Raw genomic sequence first — 24,922 nt, 5'->3', positions numbered from 1 at the left:
GAGGCCCATCACAGCCGACCCCGTGGCTCGCCCGTGCGCGCCTTGAAAGCGCTCATGCCCTGGTCTATGGGTCCGCCACGTTTTCCAGGCAGTCCCCCATTCGTCGGAGGCAGTCGTGATCGTCGGAGTCCCCAAGGAGATCAAAACCCGCGAGTACCGTGTCGGCATGGTGCCTGCGGGCGTGCGCGCACTCACCATCGCGGGGCACACGGTGCTGGTCGAGACGAACGCTGGCGTCGGCTCCGGCATCCCGGATTCGGAGTACCAGCGCGTCGGCGCGCAGATCATCTCCAGCGCGGATGAGGTGTGGAAGCGCGCGGAGATGATCGTGAAGGTGAAGGAGCCCATCGCGCCGGAGTACGAGCGCATGCAGCCCGGGCAGATTGTCTACACGTACTTCCACCTGGCCGGCGTGGATCCGGAGCTCACCAAGACGCTGATCAAGAAGAAGGTGACCGCGGTCGCCTACGAGACGCTCCAGCTGGACGACGGCAGCCTCCCGCTGCTCAAGCCCATGTCCGAGGTGGCCGGCAAGATGGCCATCCAGGTGGGCGCCGCGTGCCTGGAGAAGGCCCACGGTGGCAAGGGCATCCTGCTGGGCGGCGTGCCCGGCGTGCGCCGCGGCCGCGTGGCCGTCATCGGCGGTGGCGTGGTGGGCCTGTGCGCCGCCAAGGTCGCCGTCGGCATGGGCGCGGAAGTGACCATCCTGGACGTGAACCTGGAGCGCCTCACCTACCTGGACGACGTGTTCCTCGGCCGCGCGCAGACGCTGGCATCGGACACGGAGTCCATCGCGCGCACCGTGCGCGAGTCGGACCTCGTCATCGGCGGAGTGCTCATCCCCGGTGGCAAGGCCCCGAAGCTGGTGTCGCGTGAGCTCATCGGCGAGATGGAGCCCGGCTCCGTCGTCGTCGACGTGGCGGTGGACCAGGGCGGCTGCATCGAGACCTGCAAGCCCACCACGCACGACAACCCCACCTTCACCGTGAGCGACGTCGTCCACTACTGCGTGGCGAACATGCCCGGCGCGGTGCCCCAGACGTCCACCTTCGCGCTCACCAACACCACCCGCCCCTACTCGCGGAAGATCGCGGACCTGGGCCTGGTGGAGGCCGTCAAGTCCGACCGCGCCCTCCAGCGCGCCATCAACACCTACAACGGCCACATCACCTACGAGGCCGTCGCCAAGGACATGGGGTACGACTACGTGCCCCTGATGGACGCACTCGGCGGCAAGAAGTGACGTAGCGGCTGCCTGCTCCACAGCCGGCCAGCCCTGTGCTGGCCGGTTGCCTGGAGGGGACGGTTGTACGGGTGTCCTGTCCGGTTCCCACCCTGTGGAATAAATGATCCCGCCGAACGTCTCCGCACTCCAGAAGCGGGCATGCGGGCGGCGCGGCAGGGGAAAGCGTTGTTGACCCGTCTGTTCCGGTGCATAGATTGACCGTTAGGCAGGCGACGCATTCCCCAATCATTTCGGGCCCCTGGAAGGCGGGAGCATGATGCTGGACTTCAGGCAACCCAACCGGACGAAGCAGGAATTCGAAGAGCTGGCGCTGGCGCACCTGGACCCGCTGTATTCAGCGGCGCTCCGGTTGACCAAGAACGAGCGCGACGCCGAGGACCTGGTGCAGGACACCTGCATGCGGGCCTACCGCTTCTTCGACAAGTTCGAGCGCGGGACCAACATCAAGGCCTGGCTCTTCAAGATCCTCACGAACACCTTCATCAACCGCTACCGCCGCAAGGTGAAGGAGCGCACGGTGGTGGAGGGCGTGGAGCGCGAGGCGGTGCATGAGCGCTTCGTGAGCCGGGACGCGACGGACTTCGCGGCCAACCCGGAGCAGTACTTCTTCGACCGGCTCCTGTCGGACGACGTGCTGCGCGCCATCGACTCGCTGCCCATCGACTTCCGGCTGGTGGTCATCCTCGCGGACCTCCAGGAGTTCTCCTACAAGGAGATCGCGGAGATTCTCGAGTGCCCCGTGGGCACCGTGATGAGCCGCCTCTTCCGCGGCCGCAAGCTGCTGCAGAAGACGCTGCGCGAGTACGCGGAAGGTCAGGGCGTATTCCGGCATGACGGGGAGCCGGTTCAGGCGGCCCCGGCGGATCTGGAAGAGTTCCGGCGCCGGAAGAAGGCAGGCTAGAAAGAGGTTGGAGGGGCGTTGCTTCCCTCCGCCCACCTCATCGAGCGCCCATGACCTGCCAGGAACTCGAGCGGTTGCTGTATCCGTACCTCGACGGTGAATTCCAGCCCGAGGAACGCCACGACGTGGAGTCGCATCTCGAAGGCTGCTCCGCGTGTGTCGCGCGGGTGGACGAAGAGATGCAGCTTCGTCAGACGCTTCGCCGCGCGGCGAAGCACTCCATCTCCGCCCAGGGCACGCGCGCGCCGGCGTCGCTGCGCGCGGGCATCCAATCCGGTCTGCACCGCGAGCACCGCCGCGCGCAGGTGAGCCAGTGGCTGCGCGCCGGGGCCATGGCCCTGGTGGTGGTGACGGTGAGCGGCGGCTGGATGATGTATCAGTCCGGCAAGGCGCAGAAGGCCACCATCCTGGAGGCCGTGCAGCGCCACACGCGCCAGCGGCCCCTGGAGTTCGTCGCGGGCACGCCGGAGCAGATCGAAGCGTGGTTCAACGACAAGGTGGAGCACCGCATCACCCTGCCCCGCCTGCAGCAGGCGCGGCCCGTGGGCGCGCGCTTCTCCACGCTCAACGGCCAGGAAGTCGTCTACGTCAGCTACGAGACGCAGCCCCGCCTCACCAACGAGCCCAAGCGCAACATCGGCGTGTTCGTCTATCCGGCGACAGGGCAGCGGGTGATCAAGGACGAGGGCCCCACGGTGGAGAACGTCGCCGTGGACTCGAGCCAGGCGTACAACGTCGTGACGTGGCGTGATCAGGACGTCACCTACGAGCTGGTGACGGATCTGGACGACGCCGCCATCCTGCAGATGCTGCGGGATCAGGAGCACCGCTCGAACGGGCTCGTGCGCCCCGCGCAGGTGAAGCCCGCGGTGAGCGTGCAGCCCGTCTCGCTACAGCCCTGAAGCCCTCGGAAAGCGGGGGCTCGGGTGGTCGGCTGCTCAACTGAATACCGGGCGTTGCGCCCGGTGTGAAGATTGACGGTCCCACACATGGCCGATAGCCTCGACGGCGTCTTCACTCTCGCGCGCCGCCGCTGCTGTCTCTCGCGGTGATACACCGCGCGCCGCACCCCCAGGATGGCCGTCCCTTCATGTCCAAGCGAATCCTGATCGTCGAAAGCGACGCCACCCTCGCCACCACGCTGCAGCAGGCACTGGAGTCGCGAGGCTTCTCCGCGCAGACGACGGGCGACGGCAAGGGCAGCGTGGAGCTGATCCGCCGTGAGCGTCCGGATCTCGTGGTGCTCGCGGTGGACCTGTCCGCGGGACAGAACGGCTATCTCATCTGCGGCAAGCTGAAGAAGGACGACGAGCTGAAGACGGTGCCCATCGTCATCATCGGCAGCCCGGACGGCTTCGCGGCGCACAGCAAGCTGAAGGCGCGCGCGGATGAGTACGTGGCGAAGCCGGTGGACACGGACGTGCTCATCGACCGCGTGGGGGGCGTGATCGGCTTCCCGGAGCTGCCCGCGAGCGACGAGGTGGTGGACGAGAGCCTCACGCTGGACTCGCTGGGCGAGGAGCCCGCGACGGACTTCGGCGAGGAGATCGCCGTCGACACGGGCGAGGAGCCCGCGGTGGCCGGGGAAGACCTGGACATGCTCGACGACGCCTTCAGCGACATGTCCGAGCCCGTGACGGGCACGCCCGAGGAGCCCGTCGTCGCGCCGCCGGAGGAGATGGAGTCCCCGTCCGGCCTGGAGGAGATCTCCGCGCTCGACTCGCTGGGCCCGGACAACGACGACTCGCTGGACATGCTGGGCAGCCTGGACGAGCCGGAGGAGAAGACCGTCGTCGGCTTCATGCCGCCGGTGGATCCGGAGCCCGTCGCAGCCCCCACTCCGCCGCCCGCGCGCGCCGCCCCCACGCCCCTGCGCGCGGTGCCGCCGCCCGCCGCTGCCCGTCCCGTCGCCGCTCCGGTGACGCCGGCCGCCGCCCCGGGCCCGTCCGTCGCGGACCTGGCGGAGCTGCGCAACCTGCGAGCGAAGGTGGCGGAGCTGCAGAGCGCGCTGGAGGACTCGCAAGGCCAGACGGCGCAGGCCGAGGAGCGCGTGCAGTCGCTGGAGTCCGAGCTCCAGGCGAAGGCCACGGAGCTGGAGGCGTCCCGCTCCACCACCGGCAAGAACGACAAGGACACCTTCGCGCTGCGTGACACCGTCAACAAGCGCGACAAGGAGATCCTGCGTCTCAAGTCGGAGCTGAACCAGAAGGACCAGGAGATCATCGAGCTGAAGGATCAGCACCTGGAGCTGGAGCAGAAGGCCTCCACCTCCGAGGAGGAGCTGAACCGCCGCGACGCGCAGATCAAGACGCTCACCACGCGCACCGAGCAGCTCACCTCGGAGCGCAAGCGCGTGGATCAGCAGCTGGCCACCGCGAAGGAGGAGGCGCGCGGCGCCACCGCGAAGCTGGGCGCGCTCCAGACGGAGCTGGATCAGCACCAGGCCCAGGCCCAGGCGTTCCAGGGCGAGGCGGACAGCCTGCGCGCCCAGGTGGCCCAGCAGGACGCGGACCTCCAGGCGGTGCGCGAGGAGGCCGAAGGGCTGCGCTCGCAGGTGGAGGCGGCGCAAGGCGAGCTGGAAGGCCTGCGCGGCCAGCTGGAGCAGGCCCAGGCGGACCTCTCCAACCAGAGCGCCCAGGCGGCCACGGAAGCGGACGGCCTGCGCGCGCGCATCACCGAGCTGGAGCAGGCGGCGGTGCGCAACGAGGAGCGCGTGACGAAGCTCTACGCGCGCATCAAGGGCGACGAGAAGCTGCGCGAGAAGACGAAGAAGGCGCTGGCCATCGCGCAGCAGCTGCTGGACGAGCCGGGCACCGCCGTGGGCGACGACGCCGACGAGGAAGCCGCGGCCTGAAGCACCGCGGTACCGCCTGACGAATCGGGGGAAGGCGCGGGCTGTGTGCCGCCCTCCCCCGCTCCAGGGCCTGAAGCTACTTGCCGCCGGGCGCCTGCTTGGGGGCCGTCTTCTTCTCGTGCAGCTTCTTGGCGAAGGACTGCACGGCGGCGGGCACGTTCTTGTCGCGCGACAGGTCCTTCAGCTCCGTGTCGCGCAGCGTGTTGAGGAACTTCATGGTGACGGTGAGCGGCACCTTGGGGTTCTTCACCAGCGCGAGCTTCACCTTCTGCATCTTCGTCCACTCGCGGTTGTTGTAGATGACGCGCAGCACGTCGTCGTTGATGGCGCGGTTCGCGGCGCACGCGAGCACCTCGCCATCCGTGATGCGGGGGCTGCGGATGACGGCCACGCAGACGAGCTTGTTGGTGTCGCGGATGAGGGCGGAGCGGGCCTCCTTGTTGCCCAGCGTGCCCAGCTTGATCTTCTCCGCGATGGACATCTTCATGATGCGCTGCGAGAGCGTCAGGCGCTTGCCCTCCTCCATGGGGGCGGCGTCCTCGGCCTGGGCTTCCGTGCCCAGCTCCTGGAGCACCTCCTCCGCGGTGGGGCCCGGATCCGGCGGCGCGGCGGCGGCCTGCGGGCCGTAGATGCGCACGCGTGCGGCCTGCATCGCGGGCACGTCCGCCAGCACCAGACCGCTGCGGACCGCGAAGTCGCAGACGCTGTCCACCAGCGACACCGGGACGCCGGGGTTGGCGCACAGGCCGCGGATGATTCCCTCGTTGCGCAGCAGGCGCAGCTGGTTCTGGGAGATGATCTCCGCCACCTTCGGGCTGCACGTGCCGGCCACGCTGGCCACGGCGTCGTCCGGCGTCTCCGAGTTGAGGACGAGCATCTCCGCGTAGGCTTCCTTGTCCTTGAGCAGGCCCAGGAAGTAGCCCAGCACGGAGGGCTGCACGCCCTCGTCGCGCAGCGCGGAGCCGAGGATGCGGTCCGGCAGGCCCGAGGACGTCTTGGCGGCCGTCTCACGCACGTTCGCGTCCGGGTCGAACGTGAGCATGTAGAGGGCGCCCAGCATGTCCGCCGGATTGAGCGGCACCAGGGACTTGGCCGCCATCATCCGCAGGGGCACGGGGGCGTTGGGGTCCACGTGCTTGCGCAGGTTGGGCGGCAGGAACTCCGCGTTGAAGGGGCAGCCCGGGGGCGGGGCCGGAATGCTGGGGTCGGCGGCGGTGCTCATGTCGCGTGATTCCTTCCGTAGATGATGCGCAGCCCCTCCAGGGTGAGGAACTCATCCACCTCCTGGATGGCCTTCGATTCACTGGCCACCAGCGGGGCCAGGCCCCCGGTGGCCACCACTTTCGCGGAGAAGCCCATCTCCGCCTCCATCCGCGCGCACATGCCGTCCACCAGGCTCACGTAGCCGTGGACCAGGCCGGACTGCATGGAGTGCACGGTGTTGCGGCCCACCACATGGGGCGGCCGCGCGAACTCGACACGGGGGAGCTTGGAGGCGTTCTGGAACAGGGCCTCCATGGAGATGTTGACGCCGGGGCAGATGGCGCCGCCCAGGTACTCGCCCTTGGGCGTCACCGCGTCCAGCGTCGTCGCGGTGCCGAAGTCCACGACGATGAGGCCGCGGTGGTGCTTCTCGTAGGCGGCCACCGCGTTGACGATGCGGTCCGCGCCCACCTCGCGAGGGTTGTCGTAGAGGATGGGCATGCCCGTCTTCACGCCCGGGCCCACGAACATGGGGCGCGTCTTGAAGTAGCGCTCGCTCATCTTCTCCAGGATGAACTGGAGCGGCGGCACCACGCTGGACACCGCCACGGCCTTCACCTGGTTCGCGTCGACGCCGCTCCAGGCGAAGAGCTGGCGCACGAGGATGCCGTACTCGTCCGCGCTCCGGCGCGCGCTCGTCTCCAGGCGCCAGTGGTCCAGGAGCCGCCGGCCCTCGTACACGCCCAGGACGGTGTTGGTGTTGCCGACGTCGATGGCCAGGAGCATCAGGGGCGCACTCTAGCGCTGGGGACGCAGCTGCTCCACGTCCCCCGCCAGCACGCGCTCCACACGGCCATCCGCCATGCGCACCATCAGGGCGCCCGTGGGGTCGATGTCCTCCGCGAACCCCTCCCAGTCCCCCCGGTCCGTCCGCACCCGGACCTGGACACCCAGGGTGCTGGAGAGCGCCTTCCAGCGCGGGCGCACCGCGTCGAAGCCGGTGGCCAGGTACGTGTCCAGCCAGGTCTCCAGCCGGGTCCACAGGGCCGCGGTGAAGGGCGCGCGCACCGCGGGCCGCCCCAGCGCCAGCGCGAGTGACGTGGCCGTGGCGCGCAGCTCGTCGGGGAAGTGCTCCTCGCCTGAGTTGAGGTTCACCCCCACGCCCACGATGACGAAGTGCACGCGCTCCGGTTCGGCGGACAGCTCCGTGAGGATGCCGGCCACCTTCTTGCCGGCGATCTGCACGTCGTTGGGCCACTTGATGGCGGCGTCCGCGCCCACGTCGCGCAGCGTCTCCGCCAGGGCCACGGCGGCCACCAGCGTGAGCTCCGGCGCGCGCTGCGGGGGCAGCTCCGGGCGCAGGATGGCGGAGAAGTACAGGTTGAGGTTCGGCGGCGACACCCAGGCGCGGCCCCGGCGCCCCTTCCCCGCCGTCTGCTGCTCGGCCACCACCACCGTGCCGTGGGCGGCGCCGTCCTGGGCCAGCCGGAAGGCCGCCGCGTTGGTGGAGCCGATGGTGTCGTGGTGGTGCAGCACGCGGCCCACCGCGCGCGTGGCGAGCAGCGGGTGGACCTCCAGCGCGGAGAGCCGGTCCGGCCGGCCCACCAGCCGGTAGCCCTTCGCGGGCACTGCTTCAATGCGGTAGCCCTTCAGCCGCAGGGCCTCCACGTGCTTCCACACCGCCGTGCGCGACAGGCCCAGCCGGTTGGACAGCGCCTCACCGGAGATGAAGCCCTCCCCGCCCTCGGCGAGGAAGTTCAGGATGCGCGCGTCCTGCGTGAGCTCGCTCGTCGTCTCCACGCTTCAGTTGGGAGCGGGCACGGCGCCATCCGCCTTGTAGGAGATGAGCTCCAGCTCCGTCTGCGGCACGCGCTTGCCCTCGTGCTCCGTGGCCACGTCCACGCGGACCAGGCCCACGCCCGCGGCGAAGGTCATCGTGTTGACGAGCGTGGTCTGCGCATCCACCTTGTTGCGGCCCTCGACGCTCACGCAGTTGGGGAACGACCCCGCGGGCACCTTGCAGGCGAAGCCCACCTGCACCAGTTGGTAGCGCTCCGTGGAGGACACGGACACGACGTTGTTCCAGCCGCGCCCGGCCTCCAGCGGGCCGCGCAGCAGGTAGCGCTTGGGGTCACGCAGGCCGAAGGCGTCCACCTTGAGCTGGCCGCCCTGGTTGTCCATGAAGAAGCCGTCCTCCTGCTCCTTGACGATCTCCACCGTGACGGGTTTGTCGTCGCGCCCGTCAATCCGGTACGTCCACGCGTTGCCCACGGCCAGCGGGTAGTACTGGGCAATGGACTCGGGCGAGGGACGCGTGTCCGATTCGACGCGCTTCGCGCAGCCGGAACCGACGAGTGAAGAGGCCAGGAGGGCCAGGCCCCCCACCATCGACAGCGATTGCTTCATCATGCGCTAGGGGTCCGCGTGGCCCTGGCCACGCGCCTCCGCGGTTGCGTGGTTGCGTGATGCGTAGAGCGTGTCCAGCGCCTGCTGCGCGGCGGCCTGGACCGACGGCGTGTCGTGGCCCTGGGCCACCGTGTACAGGTACGCCTCCGCCTCCGGGCCGCCAATCTCGCCCACCGCGAAGACGATCTCCTGCAGGAAGCCCGAGTCCCGGCCGCGCGCCAGGTCGATGAGCGCCGGCACCGCGCTCCGGGCCTTCATCTCCGCCAGCGCGCCGATGGTGCGGCGCACCTGCTCCGTGTCGTTGGTGTCCTTGAGGCGCTCAATCAGGAGCGGCGCGGCGGCCGGGTGCTTGCGCTCGGCCAGCGTGCGCAGGGAGAACTCACGGATGCGCGAGTCGGACGCCTGGAGGTCCGCCACCAGCGCCTCGTCCGTGCGGTCCAACGCGGCGAGCTGGAGCACCGCGGACTCCGTCACCTGCCGCAGCACGTTCTCCAGCGCGCTGCGCATCGCGGCCCGCCGCCCTTCCGCCGAGTCCACCTCCACCGCCGCCTCACCCAGGCCCACGACCTCGTAGCGCTGGGGCATGTTGCCGCCAAAGCGCTCCAGGGACAGGTTGGCGCCCACCTCCGCGAAGCTGTGCGGGTTGCCGTCCTTCAGCACCTCGCGGGTGAAGGGCACCTCCAGCGACAGCCTCCAGGGGCGGGGCTTCTTGGGGGACTCGTCGGCCACCAGCTCGAAGCGGCCGGAGGACTCCAGCGCGTCGTCGAACAAGTCCCGCACGCCTTCCGGGCCGAAGCCCAGGAGGGCGTTGTCCCGCAGGGTGGTCCCGGAGAGCTCCACCGGCGCCACCGGATGGCGCGGGGCCTGCGAGCGGCAGGCCCCGAACAACAGCACGCAGGAGGTTAGCAGCAGGGCCGGCTTCATGGCCCCCACAGGCTAACACTCCCGCGTCCACCGCACCCGATTCCGTGCGGGGGATCAGCCTTCCTTGTTGCCCTCGGCCGAACCGTCCGTCCCAGGGGACACCGGCGCCTCGTGCACCTCGCGGACTTCCTCGGGCTGCGAGGACGCCTCGGCGGGGGTCTCTTCAGGCGGCAGCGCCTGCGCGGCGACCGGGGTCACCGCGTCGGACGCGTCGTGGGCGGCTTCGGCCCGGGCCCGCGCGGCTTCGTCGGACTCCGGCGAAGCCTGCACCGCTTCGCCCGCCTGCCAGGCGTTGCCCACGGCGGGCGGCGTGGCGGCGGCCTCTCCGTTCGCGGGGCTGGCCTCCGTCGTCACGGGCAGGTCCTCACCCGCGAGCGCGACCGTCTCACCGGTGACGCTGCCACCCGGAGACGGCGCGGTGATGCCACCGGAGGACTCCGCGCCCTCACCGGCGGCGATCTCTGCCACCGGGGTGGCACCGGCCTGATCCGCGCTGGCGGCCTCACCGGCGGGAGCGCCGGCTTCACCCGCGGGCGTGCCCTCCGCTCCGCGCGTGCCACGGCCGCGACGGCCCCGGCGACGGCGGCGGCGGCGCTTGCGATCGGAGGCGCTGCCCTCGGCGGCACCGGCCTCGGCGCCCTCCTTGGCTCCACCCACGAAGGCGCTGGCGGCCTCCAGGTCCTCGTCCTCACCCTCGTCGTCGCCCTCCTCGGACTCGTCCTCCTCCGACGCGGGCGTGAACCCGGCGGCGGCCGGCGGCGCGGGGGCCACCGGCGAGTCCTTGGCCTCGGAGCCCTCGGCGCCGGACCTGGCGGCGTCGCGCGCCTCGGCCCGTTCGCGCTGACGGTCGCGGCGGCGCTCGGAACGCTCGCCCCGCTCGGGACGCTCCGCGCGCTCCGGCTTTTCGGTGGTGGTCGTGGTGGCGACCTCGACTTCGCCACCGCCCTCCTCGCGGGCCTGCTTCTCGCTCTTGCGCTCCTCGCGGCGGCGCTGGGCCTCCTCGGCGTCCAGCTTCGCGGCCTCGAAGAAGCGCTCGTCGATGTCGTACAGCTCCACCTGGGTGACGCTGACGGCCGTCTTCGCCTCCAGGAACTTCTCACCCAGGGCGTCGCCGCACCACAGCATCACCAGCGAGCCAGTGGCCTGCGCCTCGGAGCGCGCGTCGCCGCGCACCTCGCCCGCGCTCACCAGCAGGCCCACCTGCGCCGAGTAGTGGCCCAGGTCGCGCCGCAGCTCCTGCACCGTCTTGCGGTCGATGCCCGGCATGCCCTTGAGCATGCGGACCGCGTAGCGCAGCTCCACGCTGCCCTCGCGCTTGCGCGCGGTGAGCAGGGGGCCTTCCTTGGAGCGCTTGGCGACCTTCAGCTCGCGGAAGCCCAGCCCGTGCATCATCTTCACCACGGACTTCTCGAAGGTGCCCACGTCCGCGTCGCCCAGGCGCTTGCGCAGCCCGCGCGCCACCGCCCGGCGCGCGTCCTTGAGGGCCGTGCGCGCGGTGGTGATGAGGGCCTCGTCCACCAGGGGCTCCCCGGCGGCGGCGGGCTTGCCCAGCACCGGGCGGCCCCCCTCCAGCGGGATGCCCAGGGCCTGCGCGAAGGCGGCCTGGAGCTCCAGGGGCGGCGCCTCGCTCGGCGCGCCCGCGCGCTCCAGGGACACCTCGCCGGTCTCCTGGTTGAAGGCGTACTGGGGCCGGCGGCCCGCGTCGATGCGGCGCTGGTTGTCCTCCAGCAGGGCGGTGAGCACCGCCTCCACCGTGGTCTCCTCCGCGCACAGCTCCTTGCCCTTGGCGCGCTCGATGAGCTGATCCGTGCGCAGCGCGACTTCCGCCTCGCTGAGGATCTCGAACACGACCTCCGGCAGCGGCGGGAAGCGCTTGCGGCGTCCACCCCGCTCCTCGTCGCCCTCGTCACGGCGGCGCTTGCGCTCCGTGCCACGGCCCGACGCGCGGACGTTGTCCGTGCGGGGCTCCGGGTGACGCTCCACCGGCCGCAGCGGAGGCAACTCCTCCTCCGGATGCGGCTCCATCACGCCCGTCTGTGCAAGTGCCTCGACGTCCTCGGAGAGCGACCAGTCCGTCAAAGCGAAGGTATCCTTCGCCGTGACAATCACCTTGCGATCCCGCGTCCGTCGCGCCATGGCGGCCAGTCGCGACAGCATCGTCACTTCCGGCGTCTTACCAATGTGGGACAGCAGGCTCAGCTGGATGGACTTCTCCGTGATCTCAAGGAAATGCAGGGGGCGACCTTCGCTCTCCAGTACACGGAGCGCGGCCTCGTAAAATGTCATCGAGTATTCCCCAAGAATTCCGAACGGTTACAAAAATGTAGGTCCGTATGGGCGGCGGATGCTAGCCACCGCTAAACTGGCTTGTCAACGAACGTCAATGACCCGTCTTCGCATCGGACACCATTGGAAGCGCGAACCGTCAGCCTCCCCGCTCGATTCCATCGCGCTGGAACTGGACGGCGTGAACCTGCTGTCCGGGGCGGTGGAGGAGCCCCTGGCGGAGGTCGTCCCCGCTCTGGTGGAGGCGGTGGCGGCCCTGCACGCGGGGAAGCGGCGGCTGGCGCAGGTGTCGCTGACGGAGGCGCACCTTGAGTTGGTGTTGCGGCGGGTCGGGCCGGACATCGAGCTGTCGGTGGCGAGCCTCGCCCGGCCCGCCCACTTGTTGCGCCCGCCCATCCGGGTGGACGCCGAGGAGCTGACGAAGGCCACCCGCCAGAGCGGTCAGCGCTTCCTCCAGGACGTGACGAAGCTCGCGCCCAAGGCCCTGTCCGCCACGGCCGCCCGGAAGCTGGGCGAGGCGCTCCAGGGCCTGGGCAAGGCCGCCCCGCATGCGGAAGAAAAACCCGTTCCCCCCACCCCGCTGCGGGTGGAACCCGTCTCCGTGCCGGGGTTCGGCTTCGAGCTGAAGGACATCTCCCCCGCCTCGCGCGAGGCGCCGTCGAAGGGCACCTCCGGGGCGCTGGCGCCGCTTCTGGGGGCGGGCGAGGTGTGGCTGGCGCTGCCGGGACGGCCGCAGGCGTGGCGTGCGCCGGGGCCGCCGTTCCTCACGGTGCTGGAGCTGTCCCGGCAGGCGGTGGAGCTGGCGCGGGCCGTGGAGCTGGGCGAGGCCCGCTTCGAGTTCGAGCCCGCGGGCGTACGCCCCCGCTTGGCGCTGGACCTGCCCGGACGGCGGGCGAAGCTGGGGCCCACCGACACGTGGTTCGAGCTGGAGCCCAAGGCGCTGCTGTCCGCCCTCTTCCAGCTTGGGGAGGCGCTGGGGCTGGCGTTCGCGGAGGCGCACCGGGTCCAGGTCTCCAACCCGTACCTCGCGGAGCTGGCGGAGCGCTGCCGCGAGGGGCTGTCGCACCTGCGAGGCGCGCACAAGCCGCCCGAGGCGGAAGGCGAAGCGCGCGAGCGCAAGAGTCCCCCGGCGCGCGGAGAGTCCCGTCCGCTGAAGGTGCCCGGGAAGCTGCGGCGCCTGCGCTTCGAGAAGCTCTGGGAGCAGCGCGGCCTGGAGGAGCCGGAGGAGGCGCGGCTGCTGCTGGGCCGGCACGGGCCGGTGTACTGCGCGCCGGGGCTGGCGGGCGCGTTCTCACGCAAGGACGGCGCGCTGCTGTGGCGGCGGGCCGCGTCGCTGGGCGTGGCGGCGTCCGCGGATGGCCACGCGGTGGCGGCGGACGACACCCGCGTGTACGGATTCACCGGCCGGGGCTCGGGCGCACGGTGGCTGCATGACCATGACGGCATCCCGCTGGGGCCGCTGCTGCTGCGCCAGGACGGGCTGCTGCTGACGCTGTCGGAGGACCGTACGGCGGTGGCCTTCGCGGAGGCCACGGGCCGCGAGGTGTGGCGCCTGGCCCCGCCGCGCACGCAGCGCGGGTGGATGGCCACGCAGGGCCACCGGGCGCTCCTGGCCACGGACTCGGGCTACCTGTACGGCCTGGACCTGGAGGACGGTCAGGTGCGCTACCGGCTGCGCTCGCCCCTGCCCTTCCATGGGCCTCCGGTGGCGTGGGGCCGGCGCTTCCTGGCGCTGATGGGGCGCGGCTCGCATCACGCGCTGCTGCTGGCGGACGCGCACACCGGCGAGGCGCAGTGGACGTTCGAGCCGGACCTCATCCTGCCCTCCACGCCGCTGCCGGTGGGCCAGCGGGTGCTCCTGGCCGGGATGCGCGACCAGGACGGGTTCCTGGTGTGCCTGGACGCGCGCGGACGCAAGGTCTGGGAGCGCGCGCTGCACCTGGGGCCCGGGCCCTATGCGCTGGCGCCGCTGCCACGCGCGGTGGTGGTGACAAGCGCGTCCGGGGCCGCCGCCCGCGTAGCGCTGAACGGACAGGTGGACTGGCGGGTGGGGGCGGCCGGTGAGCCGTTGATCACCGCGCTGCCGGCGCGCACCGCCCGCGACGTGACGCTCATCGCGGGGGAGGTGGTGCGCGCGGTGGATCCTCGCGGCGGTCAGGTGCTCGCGGAGGTGCGCGCGGGGGTGGGGCTCGTCGCGCTCCAGGCCGACGTGCGCCTCAACCTGTACTTCCTGGACGACGCCGGCACGCTGTCCGCGTACCGGCTGGGGTCGCACTTCGCCGTGGTGAAGTGAGGCCCTACTCGCCCTTCTTGGCGGAGGCCTTGGCCGGGTCGATCTCCTCCTCCGGCCGTTCCTCCTGCGTGGCGCCTTCCCACGTCTCGTTGGCGCCCAGCTTCCACTCGGACGGCACGTCCAGCTTCCACGCGTAGGTGGCGTTGGCGTTGCCACCGGACGCCGCGTGCGACGCGACGTTGATGGTCATCTCCAGCTTCGCCACCTCCGCGGGCAGCAGGTCCAGGTCGTAGTGGCCCAGCAGCATCTGCGGGGGGAACCCGGCGATGAGGCGCTCCGGGTAATCGATCTTCATGGACGGGTCGCCGCCGCGCATCTCGCCCAGCAGCTTGCCCTTCGCGTCGGTGAGCTTCCACACCGTGTCGAACGCGGCGCTGGTGACCATCTTCTTCACCTTGCCCTCGTCCTTCTCCACGCGCTGCGCGCCCCAGAGCACCAGCTGCAGGCGGATCTGCGGCTTGCCCATCACCATCACCACGTCGTTGGACACAATGTCCAGGCGCATGCCCTTGTCCGTGGCGCTCAACACCGGCCTGTAACGGCCCTCGTGCAGGGCGTCGAACTGCTTGCGCGCGTACTCGTAGAAGGCCTTGCGATCCGTCGCGCGGTTGTCCTTCTTCTCTCCGCCCGACTCCGCGCGCTGTTCCAGCTCCGCCAGGTAGCTGTCGAACTTCTTGTTTCCCCCGAAACGGTCCAGGTGCGCGTCGACGTCGTCGAAGTACGCCTTGAAGAAGGACTTCAGTTCGTCCTTGTAGGACGCCTCATCCGGGTTGGTGCGCATCCAGCCCACGCGCTCCAGGTAGACGGCCTGGATGCGGCGGAAGTCCGCGTCCCGCTCCGCCTCGGTTGCCCGCGCGGAGGTGGTGCGGTGACTCGCCACCGCGGCGACGATCACCAGGGCGATGACAACGATGATTCCGAAGTAGCGCTTCAAGCGACAGGCTCCTGTGCGTACGGGCAGGCAATGATATGAGCCCCATCATCGTGCCCCAGGCCGAGGGAATCCAACTGTTCACCGTGCCCCTTCCGCTGGAGGAAGGGGACCTGCTGGGAAGCCCCCAGATTGCCTGGCAGGCCTATGGGAAACCGTCGGATGGCAAAGCGGTGGTGGTGCTGCACGACCTGTCCCATTCCCATCGGGCCTTGAGCACGGAAGTGAACGGTGCGTACCAACCTTCGGGCTGGGGGCGGGAGCTGATCGGCCCGGGCAAGGCGCTGGCTCCGGACGTGACGCCGGTCATCGTGCCCAACCTCCTGGGCAGCCCGTTCGGCTCCACGTCGCCGCTGACGCCGGATCCGCACAGCGGGAGGCCGTGGGGCACGTCCCTGCCGCCGCTCACCGTGCTGGACATGGCGCGCGGCGTGTCCGCGCTGCTGCGGGCCCTGGGGCTCACACGCGTGCGGGCGGTGGTGGGCATTGGCCTGGGCGGGCTGGTGGCGCTGCGGCTGGCGGCGCTGTTCCCGGAGCTGGCGGACGGCGTGGTGGTGCTGGGCGCGGCGCGGGCGCTGCCGGAGGGGCTGCGCGAGAAAATGGGCCTCACGTCGCAGGTGCTGCGCATGGCGCCCGACAACGAGGACACCCCGCCCCTGCGCGAGCGCGCCCCGAACCGGACGCTGGCGCGGCTGCGCCTGGACTACCTCAAGCTGCTCTACGGACGCGACCACCTGGGCAGCGCGTATCCGGACAGCGCGGCGGCGCAGGCGGCGCTGGAGGCGGAGGCCGCGTCGTTCGCGGACACGTTCGATCCGGTCGCGTGGTCGATGCTCTGCTCCGCGTACGCGGGCTGCGACCTGACGGAGACGTTCCCGAAGATCCGCGCGCGGGTGCTGCTGCTCGCGGGCGCGACGGACGCGCTGGCGCCGGCGGGCCGCGTGCGGGACACCTACCACCAGCTGACGGCGGCGGGGGTGCAGGCGCGGTTCGTGGAGCTGCAGGGGCCGGGCGACCACGGCACCCTGCTGTCGGACGCGCACCGGCTGAAGGGGCCGGTGCAGGACTTCCTGCGCGGCTAGCTAGCGCTGCGACTGGTGCTGCGAGGCGAGCCGCGCCCGGAGCGCGCCCACCAGCATCCCGATGGCGATGTCGTTGTTGCCGCCGTGCGGGATGATGATGTCCGCGTGGTGCTTGGACGGCTCCACGAAGCCCATGTGCATGGGGCGCACGTGGCGCAGGTACTGGCCCACCACGTGGTCGAAGTCGCGGCCGCGGTCCTTGATGTCGCGGGTGAGGCGGCGAAGGATGCGCAGGTCGTCGTCCGCGTCGACGTAGATCTTCACGTCCATCTCGTCGCGCACTTCCTTCATGTGCAGCACGAGGATGCCCTCGATGAGGACGATGTCCCCGGGGTCCACGCGTTGCGTGTGCGGCTGACGGCCGGACGTGACGAAGTCGTAGACGGGCTTCTGGATGGCCTGGCCCTGCTTGAGCGCACGCAGGTGACTGACCAGCAGCTCCGTGTCGAACGCGTCGGGGTGGTCGAAGTTCACCTCCCGCCGCTCTTCGAGGGACATGTCCTTCAGGTCCCGGTAGTACGAATCCTGATCAATGAAGGCGACCCGGCAGTCGGCGAGAGCCTCACGCACCTTGCGGGCCACCGTGGTCTTGCCGGACGCGGTGCCGCCCGCGATGCCAACGACGAGGGGTGACGACATGCGGCGGGCAGTACCCCACCAGACAGGTGGGCGCAAGGATCCGTTGACCGGCCGACATGTGGCGCTGCTTATGCCCGCCGCAAGAGCCCGCGTGCTTGCCCTTCAGCGAGCAGCCATCCAGGCAGGGCCTCCACCGGAAGCGGGCCATCCGCGAGCCCCTGGAGCCCCGAGGCCACCTCCGGGGGCAGCGTCAGGACCTCGAAGCCCGTCCCCTTGCGGCGGATGGCGAAGCGCCACGGGCCCGGACCCGGCCGGGCCGCCACCTGCGCCAGGGCCTCCAGGCCGGACACCTCCAGCGCCCCGCAGGCCCACGCACGGCCGGTGAGATGCCGCCGCAACGCCCGCGCGGCGAACACCAGCTCCGTCAGGTCGGCGGGAAAGGCGCCCAGGCGGACGTCCTCGGCCAGCGCCACCTGGCCCGGGGCCGGAGCCGGAGGCGCCTGGAGGAAGGCGTGCGGCAGCATCATCTCCAGCGACAGCGCGGCGGCCACCCCGTCCGACGGCGCGGCCATCACGCGCTTGCGCGCCCAGGACGCGAACGCGTGGGACAGGGACTTGCCCAGCCCGTCGAAGAGGCCGCGGTACTCGCGCGAGCGGGTGAAGGACTCCAGCCCCTCCGGCGTCGCCGCGAGCAACAGGCGCGTGAGGGGCCAGTCCTTGTCCAGTTGCTCCGCCACCACCGCCAGCCGGAAGTCCCGGTCCGCGCGCGTGCCCTCGGGGTCCTCGTCCTCCGTGGCCGGGGTGACGCCGTGGCCCGCGTCGAACAGCGCCCACGGGCGGCTGTCCCCGCTCAGCGCGGGCACGGGCTCGCGCGACGCGGGGATTTGAATGGGAGCGCGGGACTCCTTCGGGACGAGCGCGCGCAGCCGCCGCAGCGACGCGAGCGCCACCTCCGGCGGATGGCCGTCGCCCTCGAAGGTGACGGCGCGCAGGCGCGGACAGCGCGGGAGCACCTCCGCCAGCAGCTCGAACAGCTCCTCGCGCACGGGCTGCGTGTGGTCATCCACGTAGAAGCTCCGCCCTCCCCTGCGCGTCACCACGCCGCCCGCGATGTGGATCTCCACGACCTGCTCCAACGGGAAGCCATCCAACCCCGTGCGCAGGGGCAGACCCGCGGACAACTGGTGGCTGAAGAGGTGGCCCAGGTCCAGGAGCAGCGGCAGGCCCGTGCGCGCGTGCAGCTTCGCCATGAAGTCCAGCGCGTGCAGTCCGCCGCGCGTGGCGAGCACGGCGGGGTTCTCAATCACCAGCGGGACGCTCAAGCCCGCCTGGATGTGGAGCGCGTGCGCCGCGCTGTCCCGAACGCCCGCGTCGTTGAACGGCGGCGTGACGTAGAGGTAGCCCGGGAAGGGCTGGCCGCCCGCGTGCCACCAGCCCACGTCATTGCCCACCCACGGGCTGCCCACCGCGCGCGCGTGCGCGTCCAGCTCCGCGAGCGCCGACGCGGGCTCCAGCTCCGGGCCCCACAGGTTCAGGTGCACGGGATGGAAGAGGACGGGCACGTCCGAGCGGCGGCGCCACATCTCCGGGAAGAGCGTGGCCTGGGCCCTCGCCTCCTCCAGCGCGATGGGCGCGCTGTACTCCACGAAGTCGAAGAGACCGGGCGAGGCGTCGAGCAGCCGGTACGGATGCGGCACGTCCGATGCGCTCAGGTTGCTGCTCAGCCCCAGCCCCATCCAGGGCAGTGACCACGAATCCGATGCAGGGCGCGTCATGGGCACACCCTAACCAGCCCGGCTCCGGGTGGCGCTAGCCTTGTGTGGCCGGCCGATCCAGGCGCACGTCCTGGACCGTCAGCACCCGGCCGTCCGCGGCGCGCACCTCCAGCGGCTTCACCGGCTGCCCGTGCGCCTTGTCGAGCACTCGCGTCCGGGGCTCTCCCGCTTCGAAGCAGTGCTCCTGGCCCCACTGGCCCAGCGCGACCAGGATGGGAAAGAGGCTCCGCCCCTTCTCCGTCAGCACGTACTCCTGCCAGGCGCTGCCGTCCGAGGCCGGCTGCGTTTCAAGGATGCCGTGGTCCACCAGGTGCTTCAGGCGCTGGGCCAGGATGTTCTTCGCCACGCCCAGGCTCTTCTGGAACTCGCCGAAGCGGCGCAGGCCGTACTGCGCATCCCGCACGATGAGCAGCGACCACCAGTCCCCGATGACGTCCAGGGACCGGGCCACCGGGCACGCCGCCCCTTCCATGCTCGTCCGCTTCACCACCGCCTCCTTCCAGCAGGCCGTTCCACAACTGGTTGCATAACGAAACCGGGCCTTTTATTCATCCGGCAATTGGTTTCATCATGAAACCACTCAAACCGGAGGCAGTCGGATGCGGCTCAAGGGAAAGACGGCGCTGATCACGGGCGGAAACAGTGGCATCGGGCTGGCGACGGCGCGGCTGTTCGTGGCGGAGGGGGCGCGGGTGGCCATCACCGGGCGCAACCGGGAGACGCTGGACGCGGCTGTGAAGGAGCTGGGCGCGAACGTGCTGGCGGTGCAGGCGGACGCCACGGATCCGGCCGCGCTGGAGCGCGCGGTGGCGGCGACGGTGGAGCGCTTTGGCGGGCTGGACATCGTGTTCGCCAATGCGGGCATCGCGGGACAGACGTTCGTGGGAAAGACGTCACATGACACGTTCACGTCCGTGCTCCAGACCAACGTCACCGGCGTGTTCTTCACGGTGCAGGCCGCGGCGGCGCATCTGAAACCGGGCGCGTCGGTCATCCTCACCAGCTCGGTGCACAGCGAGCTGGGCATGCCGGGGTACTCCGCCTATGCCGCGAGCAAGGGCGCGCTGAAGGCGATGGGCAGCGTGCTGGCGGCGGAGCTCGCGCCCAGGGGCATCCGCGTCAACGTCGTGTCCCCTGGCGCGACGAACACGCCCATCTGGGAGAAGAACGCGCCCACGCCGGAGGCCTTCGCGAAGATGGAGCGCGGCATGTCCGCCACCATCCCCATGGGGCGCATGGGCAAGCCGGAGGAGATCGCGAAGACGGTGCTCTTCCTCGCATCCGACGACGCGTCCTACGTGAGCGGGCAGGATCTGTTCGTTGACGGTGGCGTCAACGGCGCGGCGCTGGGGGCGCCCTTGTTCCGAGGCCCCCAGGCGATTTGATGCCGCCAGTCCCCTCTTTCCGGAGCTGCTTCCGATGACCTCCTCCCTCAAGCCCACCGCGGTCGTCGTGGGCGTCGGCGCTGAACAGGGCCTGGGCGCGGCCTTGTGCCGGAAGTTCGCCTCGGAAGGCCACCACGTGCTCGTCGCGGGGCGCACGCGGGAGAAGTTGGATCGCGTGGTCGCGGGGCTCACGGCCTCCGGTGGCAGTGGCGAGGCGGTGGTCTCGGACGCGACGCGGGAGGCGGACGTCGCGCGGCTGTTCGACCGGGCCCTGGCTCCGGGAGCGGGCTTCGCCCCCGTGGACCTGGTCGTGTTCAACGCCGGCAACAACCGGCAGGTGCCCTTCCGCGACCTGGACGCCGCGACGTTCGAAGACTTCTGGCGGGTGGGCTGCTTCGGCGGGTTCCTCGTGGGACGCGAGGCGGCCCGGCGGCTGGTGCCCCTGGGCCGGGGCACCGTCATCTTCACCGGCGCATCCGCCAGCCTTCGAGGCCGCGCGGGCTTCGTGCACTTCGCCGCCGCGAAGGCGGGCCTGCGGATGATCTCCCAGGGCATGGCGCGCGAGTTCGGTCCGCAGGGCCTGCACGTGGCCCACGTGCTCATCGACGGCGGCATCGACGGTGAACGCCTGCACACGCTCGCCCCGGAGCGGGTGAAGGCACTGGGCGAGGACGGGCTGCTCCACATCGACGCCATCGCGGAGACGTACTGGCAACTGCACCGGCAGCACCGTTCCGCGTGGACCCAGGAAGTGGATCTGCGGCCGTTCAAGGAGTCGTTCTAGGGCCTCAGCTTTCTGAAGACGCCTCAGGTTTCCGAGCACTTGGACACACCCGCGGGACGGTGGCTCCCAGAGGGAGCACGGCGATGGCATCGCTGTTGCTCTGCTCGCGGGACACCTCGTCCCACGGGAGCAGGCGTCCATGAAAACGAACCGGTTGCGACATCTCTTCTCTCGCGCGCTGCGGGCCTCGCTCGCGACACCCCTGGTGCTGGCCGGCTGTGGCACCGGCGGCACGGACCTGCGGGGCTACTCGGGCATCGAGTGCACGCCGTATGGTGAGCCCGCCATCGATGACCTGAGCATCCAACCCGCGGCGGACTCCGTCGATCTGCGCCTCATCTCGGACTACGGCCGCGGGGGCTACGAGACCCGAGCCTCCACCGGCGAGGCGTGCGCGACCGCCACCAACCCGTCCGCGTGTCAGGCATACCTGGCCGAGGCGACCTCCAGCGACGGCTTCACCGGCAACTGCATCCAGATCTGCTCGAGGTACTTCCTGGCGACGACGCGTGGCGATGAGGTGAAGATTTGGGCGTCGCTGCAAGAGCTCCAGGAGTTGCTGGGCACGGTGGACACCGCGCAGGAGGCGGCGCTCCTCACCTTCGCCGCGGGTTACCGGCTCAGCTGCGACACGCTGGAGCAGGGAGCGGTGAAGCGGAGTCCGGGCGGAGGCTTCAACGTCGTGGCCACGAAGGGCGACGCATGCGGCGAGGGCTCGAACCTGATGCAGTACGTGGTCAAGGTGTCCGCCAACGGCGAGCTCTCCGAGGTGGAGGATCACGTGCTGCAGAAGGGCTCTGGCCCATGCTCCGTGGGCCGCCGGCCCGTGGGGCTGGAGGGCACGGTCGCGGGTGATTGCGAGGACGCGCTGGGGCACCACTTCGCGCAGATCGCGCACCTGGAGGCCGCGTCCATCCACGCGTTCCTGAGGCTGCGCGATGAGCTGGCCCTGCATGGCGCGGAGGCAGCCCTCCAGGACGCGGCGCTCGCGAGCGCCGTGGATGAAGTCATGCACACGGAGATAACGGGACGGCTCGCGCGCCGCTACGGGGCCACGCCTCCGCCGCCCGCCGTCGCGGCCGTGCCCCTGCGCCCGTTGAACGAGGTGGCGTTGGACAACGCCGTGGAGGGCTGCGTGCGCGAGACGTTCGGCGCGCTGGTGGCCCATCACCAGGCACTGCATGCGCGCGACGCCGAGGTGCGCGAGGCCATGGTCCGCATCGCCGAGGACGAGACGCGGCACGCGGGCCTGTCGTGGGACATCGACCGGTGGGCGCGATCGCGCCTGTCCGCGCCGGAGTTGGCAGCGCTGCGCGAGGCCCAGGAGCGCGCGGTGGCACTGCTGCGCGCGGAGGTCGCGGTGCCTATTGATTCAGCGCTCGTCACGGAAGCGGGCCTACCCACGCCCGAGGCCGCGCTGGCGATGCTCGACACGCTGGAGCAGGAACTCTGGGCCTGATCAGGTCGTCGGCTTGTTCCGGGTCGCGGCCTCGCGCGCGGCCTGGAGCGTGTCGTCCACCGCGGACTCCACCGCGTCGCTGACCAGCTCCGGCGCGGAGGTGCGCCAACGCTCCAGCGACGCCTCATGCATCGCCTCCGGATCCTGGAGCTTCGCGTCCGTCTCCGGAGCCACCTCCGCGATGCAGTCCGGGCACACGCCTTCGAGCGCGCGCGACCACACCTCCAGGTGCGTGGTGATGAGCACACCCTCCATGGCCAGGGCCTCGCGCAGCCCCCTTTGACCCGCGCCGCGCATCTGCGCGCCGTGCACGCGGTCCAGCATCGTGCGCATCCAGGAGGCCACCGCCTCCGGCTTCGGACAGGTCTGCCTGCCACAGACCCGGCAGGTCGTCTGCCAGGACTGCCCTTCCATTGGAGTCATCGCGACCCACTCCTCGCACCCGGGTTGCGCCCTCGCTTTAGCAGGGCCCCTCCTCTCACGCACGTAGACGTGAGCCTCTCCTAATGCGGAGAATCCGACTTCCTGGAGCTGTCTGGAGACCCCTCATGTCCCGAGCCGAGATCGACGAATCGCATGCGCAGTTCCGTGGAGCCTGGAGGCTCATGACGCTGGGCCTGCCTCGTGGCGAGGTCGTGGAGCGTGCGGACGTGTTCATCACCGCGGGCCATGTCACGTGGTCGCTGATGAACATGTCGTTCCTCAACAGGCCGGCGGAGACGGAGGCGGAGCTGATGCGCGCGGTGGACTCGGCCGCGAGCTACTTCGCGCAGGGGCCGCACGGGTGGGCCTTCACGCTGACGCCGGAGTGGCTGGCGCCGGGGCTGAGGGAGCAGGCGGACGCGCTGCTCGCCACGCGGGGGCTCAAGCCGGGGATGGCCACGTCAGGCATGGTGGCGGACCGGCTGCTGGAGCCGGTGCGGCCCCTGCCGCCGCTCGACCTCCGGCCGGTGCGCGACACCTGGGGCTACAACGCCGTCGCGGACGTGAACGCCGCCAGCTACGACACGCCCCAGGCGCTGGGACGTGAAGCCCTGGCCGCCCCCGGCATCTTCGGCCCCGAGAGCCGGGCCTTCGTCGGCTGCCACGACGGCGCGCCGTCGACGAGCACGGTGGCCCTGCGCGTGGACGGCATCGTCTACATCGCGCTCGTGGCGACGCTCGCGGAGCACCGCCGCAAGAGCGCCGCGGAGACGGTGCTCCGGCGCGCCCTGGAGGAGGCGAAGCACGCGTGGGGGCTGGAACGGACGGTGCTGCATGCCACGGAGGCCGGCGCGCCCGTCTACCGCCGCATGGGCTACCGGGACGTGGCGCCGTTCGTCTCGTACTTCGCGCCTCCCAAGGGAGCATGAATTCCGGGAGTTGGGAGCTGACCCCGCGCGTCAACCGCGCGCGAATGCGGCCCAAGGGTCATCCACTCAACGCAGCATGAATCCCACCGCGGGGACCGGGGTTTGGACCCGAGCCCCCGCTGTCTAGCTTGGTCGGCCAGCCCCCCAACCCTGGACCCCCACCTTGGCGATTCCCTTTCGCACCGACGTGCGCCGCGCCACCACCGCGCTCCTCGGCGCGCTCCTCTTCCTGGCTTCCGCCTCCGCCCGGGCGCAGACCGCGCCCACGCCGCTGGAGGACAACCGCGCCATCACGCTGGGCTACATCGGCATCGCGTATGAGCTGGGCGGCATCATCGACCCCACGCTGCAACCCGGTGGCACCAGCAGCGCGCGTCCCAACTGGTTCACCTTCGCGCCGCACGCGTCCCAGGCCGGCGGCAAGGGCATGTACGGCGCGGCGCTCGCGCGGCACTTCATCAACACCGCGCGGCTTCAGCCGTCGGCGTCGCTGACGGGCGCGCTGGACCGGCTGGGGCTGAGCGGCGTGGTGCGCCTGCGGCTCCAGGATTTGTCCCTCCAGCTCATCTCACAGGGCCTGACGGTGGACGCGGCCGCGGCGCTCAGCGTGATGACGAGCGCGCTCAACGTCGGTGCGCTCGGGGACGTGCGCACCCTGCTGGCCACCGCGTCGCGCATGGGCGCGCTGTACTGGAGCGCTCCGGGCGCGACTCCGCTCGACAAGGTGGAGGCCATCGTCATCACGCTGGAGCGCACGCTCCACGAAGGCAACCTCGCCATCTACAACGACATCGGCGGTTCGGCGCGCCTGTACCTGGACTGGCGCGCCGCCGCCACCGGGCCCATCACGCCCGCGCGCGTGCTCACCGAGTTCACCCTGGTGGACGCCAACAACGCGGAGGCGCAGCAGGCGTATGCCTATGCCGTCGCGCACGCGGAGGACTCGCCGCGCCCCACCCGCATGGATTTGCTCTTCCCCGGCATGCACTGGAAGAGCCTGCTCATCGCCGCGTTCGCGCTCTACGAGGACGCCCGGCTCGCACCCACGCCCGCGCGCCGTGACGCGCTCGTCGCCATGGGCACCAACTTCGTCGCGTGGCGCGAACAGCGCGACCAGGCCCAGCCCGTCTTCACTCCCGCGGGTTCGCCCACCGACGAGGTGTCTCGCGCGGCCGTGCTCCAGATACTGACGCCCTTGCTGATGACGGACTTCGGCACCGTGCGCTGGACCTACGCGGACTATGCGTACGCCCAGCCGGACCGCGACGGAAACCCGCTCACCTCCCCTCCGTCCGAGTACAGCTGGGCGGACTTCTGGGACCGGTGGAACGGAATCCTCTTCGCGTTCGACAAGGCCTACGCGCGGCCCACGGAACTGTGGGTCATGCCTGAACCCCTCACGGATCCGCTGGGCTGACAGACGGCCCGGACGCCCCGTGCGCTCGCTTGACGGGCGCGGGGG

The 24,922-nt window shown here is 70.8% G+C and carries 22 protein-coding genes; 11 read left to right on the top strand and 11 right to left on the bottom strand.

The window, feature by feature from the left end:
* Positions 1 to 115: 115 nt before the first annotated feature.
* From ald to D7X30_RS11630, 4 genes are all read left to right on the top strand, one after another.
* The gene (gene ald / locus D7X30_RS11645; RefSeq protein WP_120562961.1) at positions 116 to 1,243 is read left to right on the top strand and encodes an alanine dehydrogenase; all 1,128 of its coding nucleotides are present in this window, start codon (positions 116 to 118) and stop codon (positions 1,241 to 1,243) included.
* 259 nt (positions 1,244 to 1,502) lie between these two features.
* A complete protein-coding gene (locus tag D7X30_RS11640) occupies positions 1,503 to 2,147 on the top strand; it encodes a sigma-70 family RNA polymerase sigma factor (protein ID WP_120563274.1) in 645 nt (214 codons plus the stop codon).
* A 50-nt stretch (positions 2,148 to 2,197) separates the two neighbouring features.
* Positions 2,198 to 3,049, top strand: a complete 852-nt coding sequence (locus D7X30_RS11635) for an anti-sigma factor (protein ID WP_120562960.1) — start codon at positions 2,198 to 2,200, stop codon at positions 3,047 to 3,049.
* Positions 3,050 to 3,237: 188 nt separating this feature from the next.
* Positions 3,238 to 5,001 carry a response regulator gene (locus D7X30_RS11630; protein WP_120562959.1) on the top strand — a complete coding sequence of 588 codons (1,764 nt, stop codon included), beginning with the start codon at positions 3,238 to 3,240 and terminating at the stop codon, positions 4,999 to 5,001.
* Positions 5,002 to 5,077: 76 nt separating this feature from the next.
* Here D7X30_RS11630 and D7X30_RS11625 read toward each other — a convergent pair whose 3' ends face one another.
* The 6 genes from D7X30_RS11625 to D7X30_RS11600 are packed head-to-tail and all read right to left on the bottom strand — an operon-like array spanning position 5,078 to position 11,820.
* Positions 5,078 to 6,223 carry a hypothetical protein gene (locus D7X30_RS11625; protein ID WP_120562958.1) on the bottom strand — a complete coding sequence of 382 codons (1,146 nt, stop codon included), beginning with the start codon at positions 6,221 to 6,223 and terminating at the stop codon, positions 5,078 to 5,080.
* Positions 6,220 to 6,990, bottom strand: coding sequence for a type III pantothenate kinase (locus tag D7X30_RS11620; protein ID WP_120562957.1), 771 nt, complete (start codon positions 6,988 to 6,990; stop codon positions 6,220 to 6,222). The genes D7X30_RS11625 and D7X30_RS11620 overlap by 4 nt, the downstream gene beginning before the upstream one ends.
* Positions 6,991 to 7,002: 12 nt before the next feature.
* Entirely contained in the window at positions 7,003 to 8,004 is a 1,002-nt protein-coding gene (locus D7X30_RS11615) for a biotin--[acetyl-CoA-carboxylase] ligase (protein WP_120562956.1), read from the bottom strand.
* Between the two features lie 3 nt (positions 8,005 to 8,007).
* Complete coding sequence (locus tag D7X30_RS11610) at positions 8,008 to 8,613, bottom strand: hypothetical protein (protein ID WP_120562955.1); 606 nt, start codon at positions 8,611 to 8,613, stop codon at positions 8,008 to 8,010.
* A gap of 3 nt (positions 8,614 to 8,616) precedes the next feature.
* Complete coding sequence (locus D7X30_RS11605) at positions 8,617 to 9,534, bottom strand: HEAT repeat domain-containing protein (RefSeq protein ID WP_120562954.1); 918 nt, start codon at positions 9,532 to 9,534, stop codon at positions 8,617 to 8,619.
* A 54-nt stretch (positions 9,535 to 9,588) separates the two neighbouring features.
* Complete coding sequence (locus tag D7X30_RS11600) at positions 9,589 to 11,820, bottom strand: restriction endonuclease (protein WP_120562953.1); 2,232 nt, start codon at positions 11,818 to 11,820, stop codon at positions 9,589 to 9,591.
* Positions 11,821 to 11,917: 97 nt separating this feature from the next.
* Here D7X30_RS11600 and D7X30_RS11595 point away from each other — a divergent pair, with 97 nt between their 5' ends.
* Complete coding sequence (locus tag D7X30_RS11595) at positions 11,918 to 14,113, top strand: PQQ-binding-like beta-propeller repeat protein (RefSeq protein ID WP_120562952.1); 2,196 nt, start codon at positions 11,918 to 11,920, stop codon at positions 14,111 to 14,113.
* 4 nt (positions 14,114 to 14,117) lie between these two features.
* Here the strand turns inward: D7X30_RS11595 and D7X30_RS11590 are convergent, their stop codons facing one another.
* Positions 14,118 to 15,047 (bottom strand): hypothetical protein, encoded by a 930-nt coding sequence (locus tag D7X30_RS11590; protein ID WP_199724245.1) that lies wholly within the window; start codon positions 15,045 to 15,047, stop codon positions 14,118 to 14,120.
* A 35-nt stretch (positions 15,048 to 15,082) separates the two neighbouring features.
* On the opposite strand from D7X30_RS11590, the gene D7X30_RS11585 reads away from it, so the two are divergent.
* Positions 15,083 to 16,126, top strand: a complete 1,044-nt coding sequence (locus D7X30_RS11585; RefSeq protein WP_233591519.1) for an alpha/beta fold hydrolase — start codon at positions 15,083 to 15,085, stop codon at positions 16,124 to 16,126.
* Here D7X30_RS11585 and udk read toward each other — a convergent pair whose 3' ends face one another.
* From udk to D7X30_RS11570, 3 genes are all read right to left on the bottom strand, one after another.
* A complete protein-coding gene (udk, locus tag D7X30_RS11580; RefSeq protein WP_120562950.1) occupies positions 16,127 to 16,765 on the bottom strand; it encodes a uridine kinase in 639 nt (212 codons plus the stop codon).
* A gap of 68 nt (positions 16,766 to 16,833) precedes the next feature.
* A complete protein-coding gene (locus D7X30_RS11575; protein ID WP_120562949.1) occupies positions 16,834 to 18,480 on the bottom strand; it encodes a DUF692 family multinuclear iron-containing protein in 1,647 nt (548 codons plus the stop codon).
* Positions 18,481 to 18,514: 34 nt separating this feature from the next.
* Positions 18,515 to 18,967 carry a helix-turn-helix domain-containing protein gene (locus D7X30_RS11570; protein ID WP_199724244.1) on the bottom strand — a complete coding sequence of 151 codons (453 nt, stop codon included), beginning with the start codon at positions 18,965 to 18,967 and terminating at the stop codon, positions 18,515 to 18,517.
* A 112-nt stretch (positions 18,968 to 19,079) separates the two neighbouring features.
* Here D7X30_RS11570 and D7X30_RS11565 point away from each other — a divergent pair, with 112 nt between their 5' ends.
* The 3 genes from D7X30_RS11565 to D7X30_RS11555 all read left to right on the top strand — a co-directional run bounded on the left by D7X30_RS11565 (position 19,080) and on the right by D7X30_RS11555 (position 22,108).
* Entirely contained in the window at positions 19,080 to 19,865 is a 786-nt protein-coding gene (locus D7X30_RS11565) for an SDR family NAD(P)-dependent oxidoreductase (RefSeq protein WP_120562947.1), read from the top strand.
* Positions 19,866 to 19,899: 34 nt separating this feature from the next.
* The gene (locus D7X30_RS11560) at positions 19,900 to 20,649 is read left to right on the top strand and encodes an SDR family NAD(P)-dependent oxidoreductase (RefSeq protein WP_120562946.1); all 750 of its coding nucleotides are present in this window, start codon (positions 19,900 to 19,902) and stop codon (positions 20,647 to 20,649) included.
* A 139-nt stretch (positions 20,650 to 20,788) separates the two neighbouring features.
* Positions 20,789 to 22,108: a ferritin-like domain-containing protein gene (locus tag D7X30_RS11555; RefSeq protein WP_120562945.1), complete on the top strand. Its 1,320-nt coding sequence runs from the start codon at positions 20,789 to 20,791 to the stop codon at positions 22,106 to 22,108.
* Here D7X30_RS11555 and D7X30_RS11550 read toward each other — a convergent pair whose 3' ends face one another.
* Complete coding sequence (locus D7X30_RS11550; protein ID WP_147443169.1) at positions 22,109 to 22,531, bottom strand: hypothetical protein; 423 nt, start codon at positions 22,529 to 22,531, stop codon at positions 22,109 to 22,111.
* A 125-nt stretch (positions 22,532 to 22,656) separates the two neighbouring features.
* Between D7X30_RS11550 and D7X30_RS11545 the strand changes: the two genes are divergently transcribed.
* On the top strand, positions 22,657 to 23,460 hold the full coding sequence (locus D7X30_RS11545) for a GNAT family N-acetyltransferase (protein ID WP_120562943.1): 804 nt from the start codon (positions 22,657 to 22,659) through the stop codon (positions 23,458 to 23,460).
* Between the two features lie 163 nt (positions 23,461 to 23,623).
* Positions 23,624 to 24,877, top strand: coding sequence for a hypothetical protein (locus tag D7X30_RS11540; RefSeq protein WP_120562942.1), 1,254 nt, complete (start codon positions 23,624 to 23,626; stop codon positions 24,875 to 24,877).
* The last annotated feature ends 45 nt before the right edge of the window (positions 24,878 to 24,922 follow it).

This window comes from Corallococcus sp. AB011P, from assembly GCF_003611605.1.
In the GTDB taxonomy this organism is placed as follows: domain Bacteria; phylum Myxococcota; class Myxococcia; order Myxococcales; family Myxococcaceae; genus Corallococcus; species Corallococcus coralloides.
Note: the sequence above shows the minus strand (reverse complement) of the source record. Positions and strands in the feature narration are given on the sequence as shown.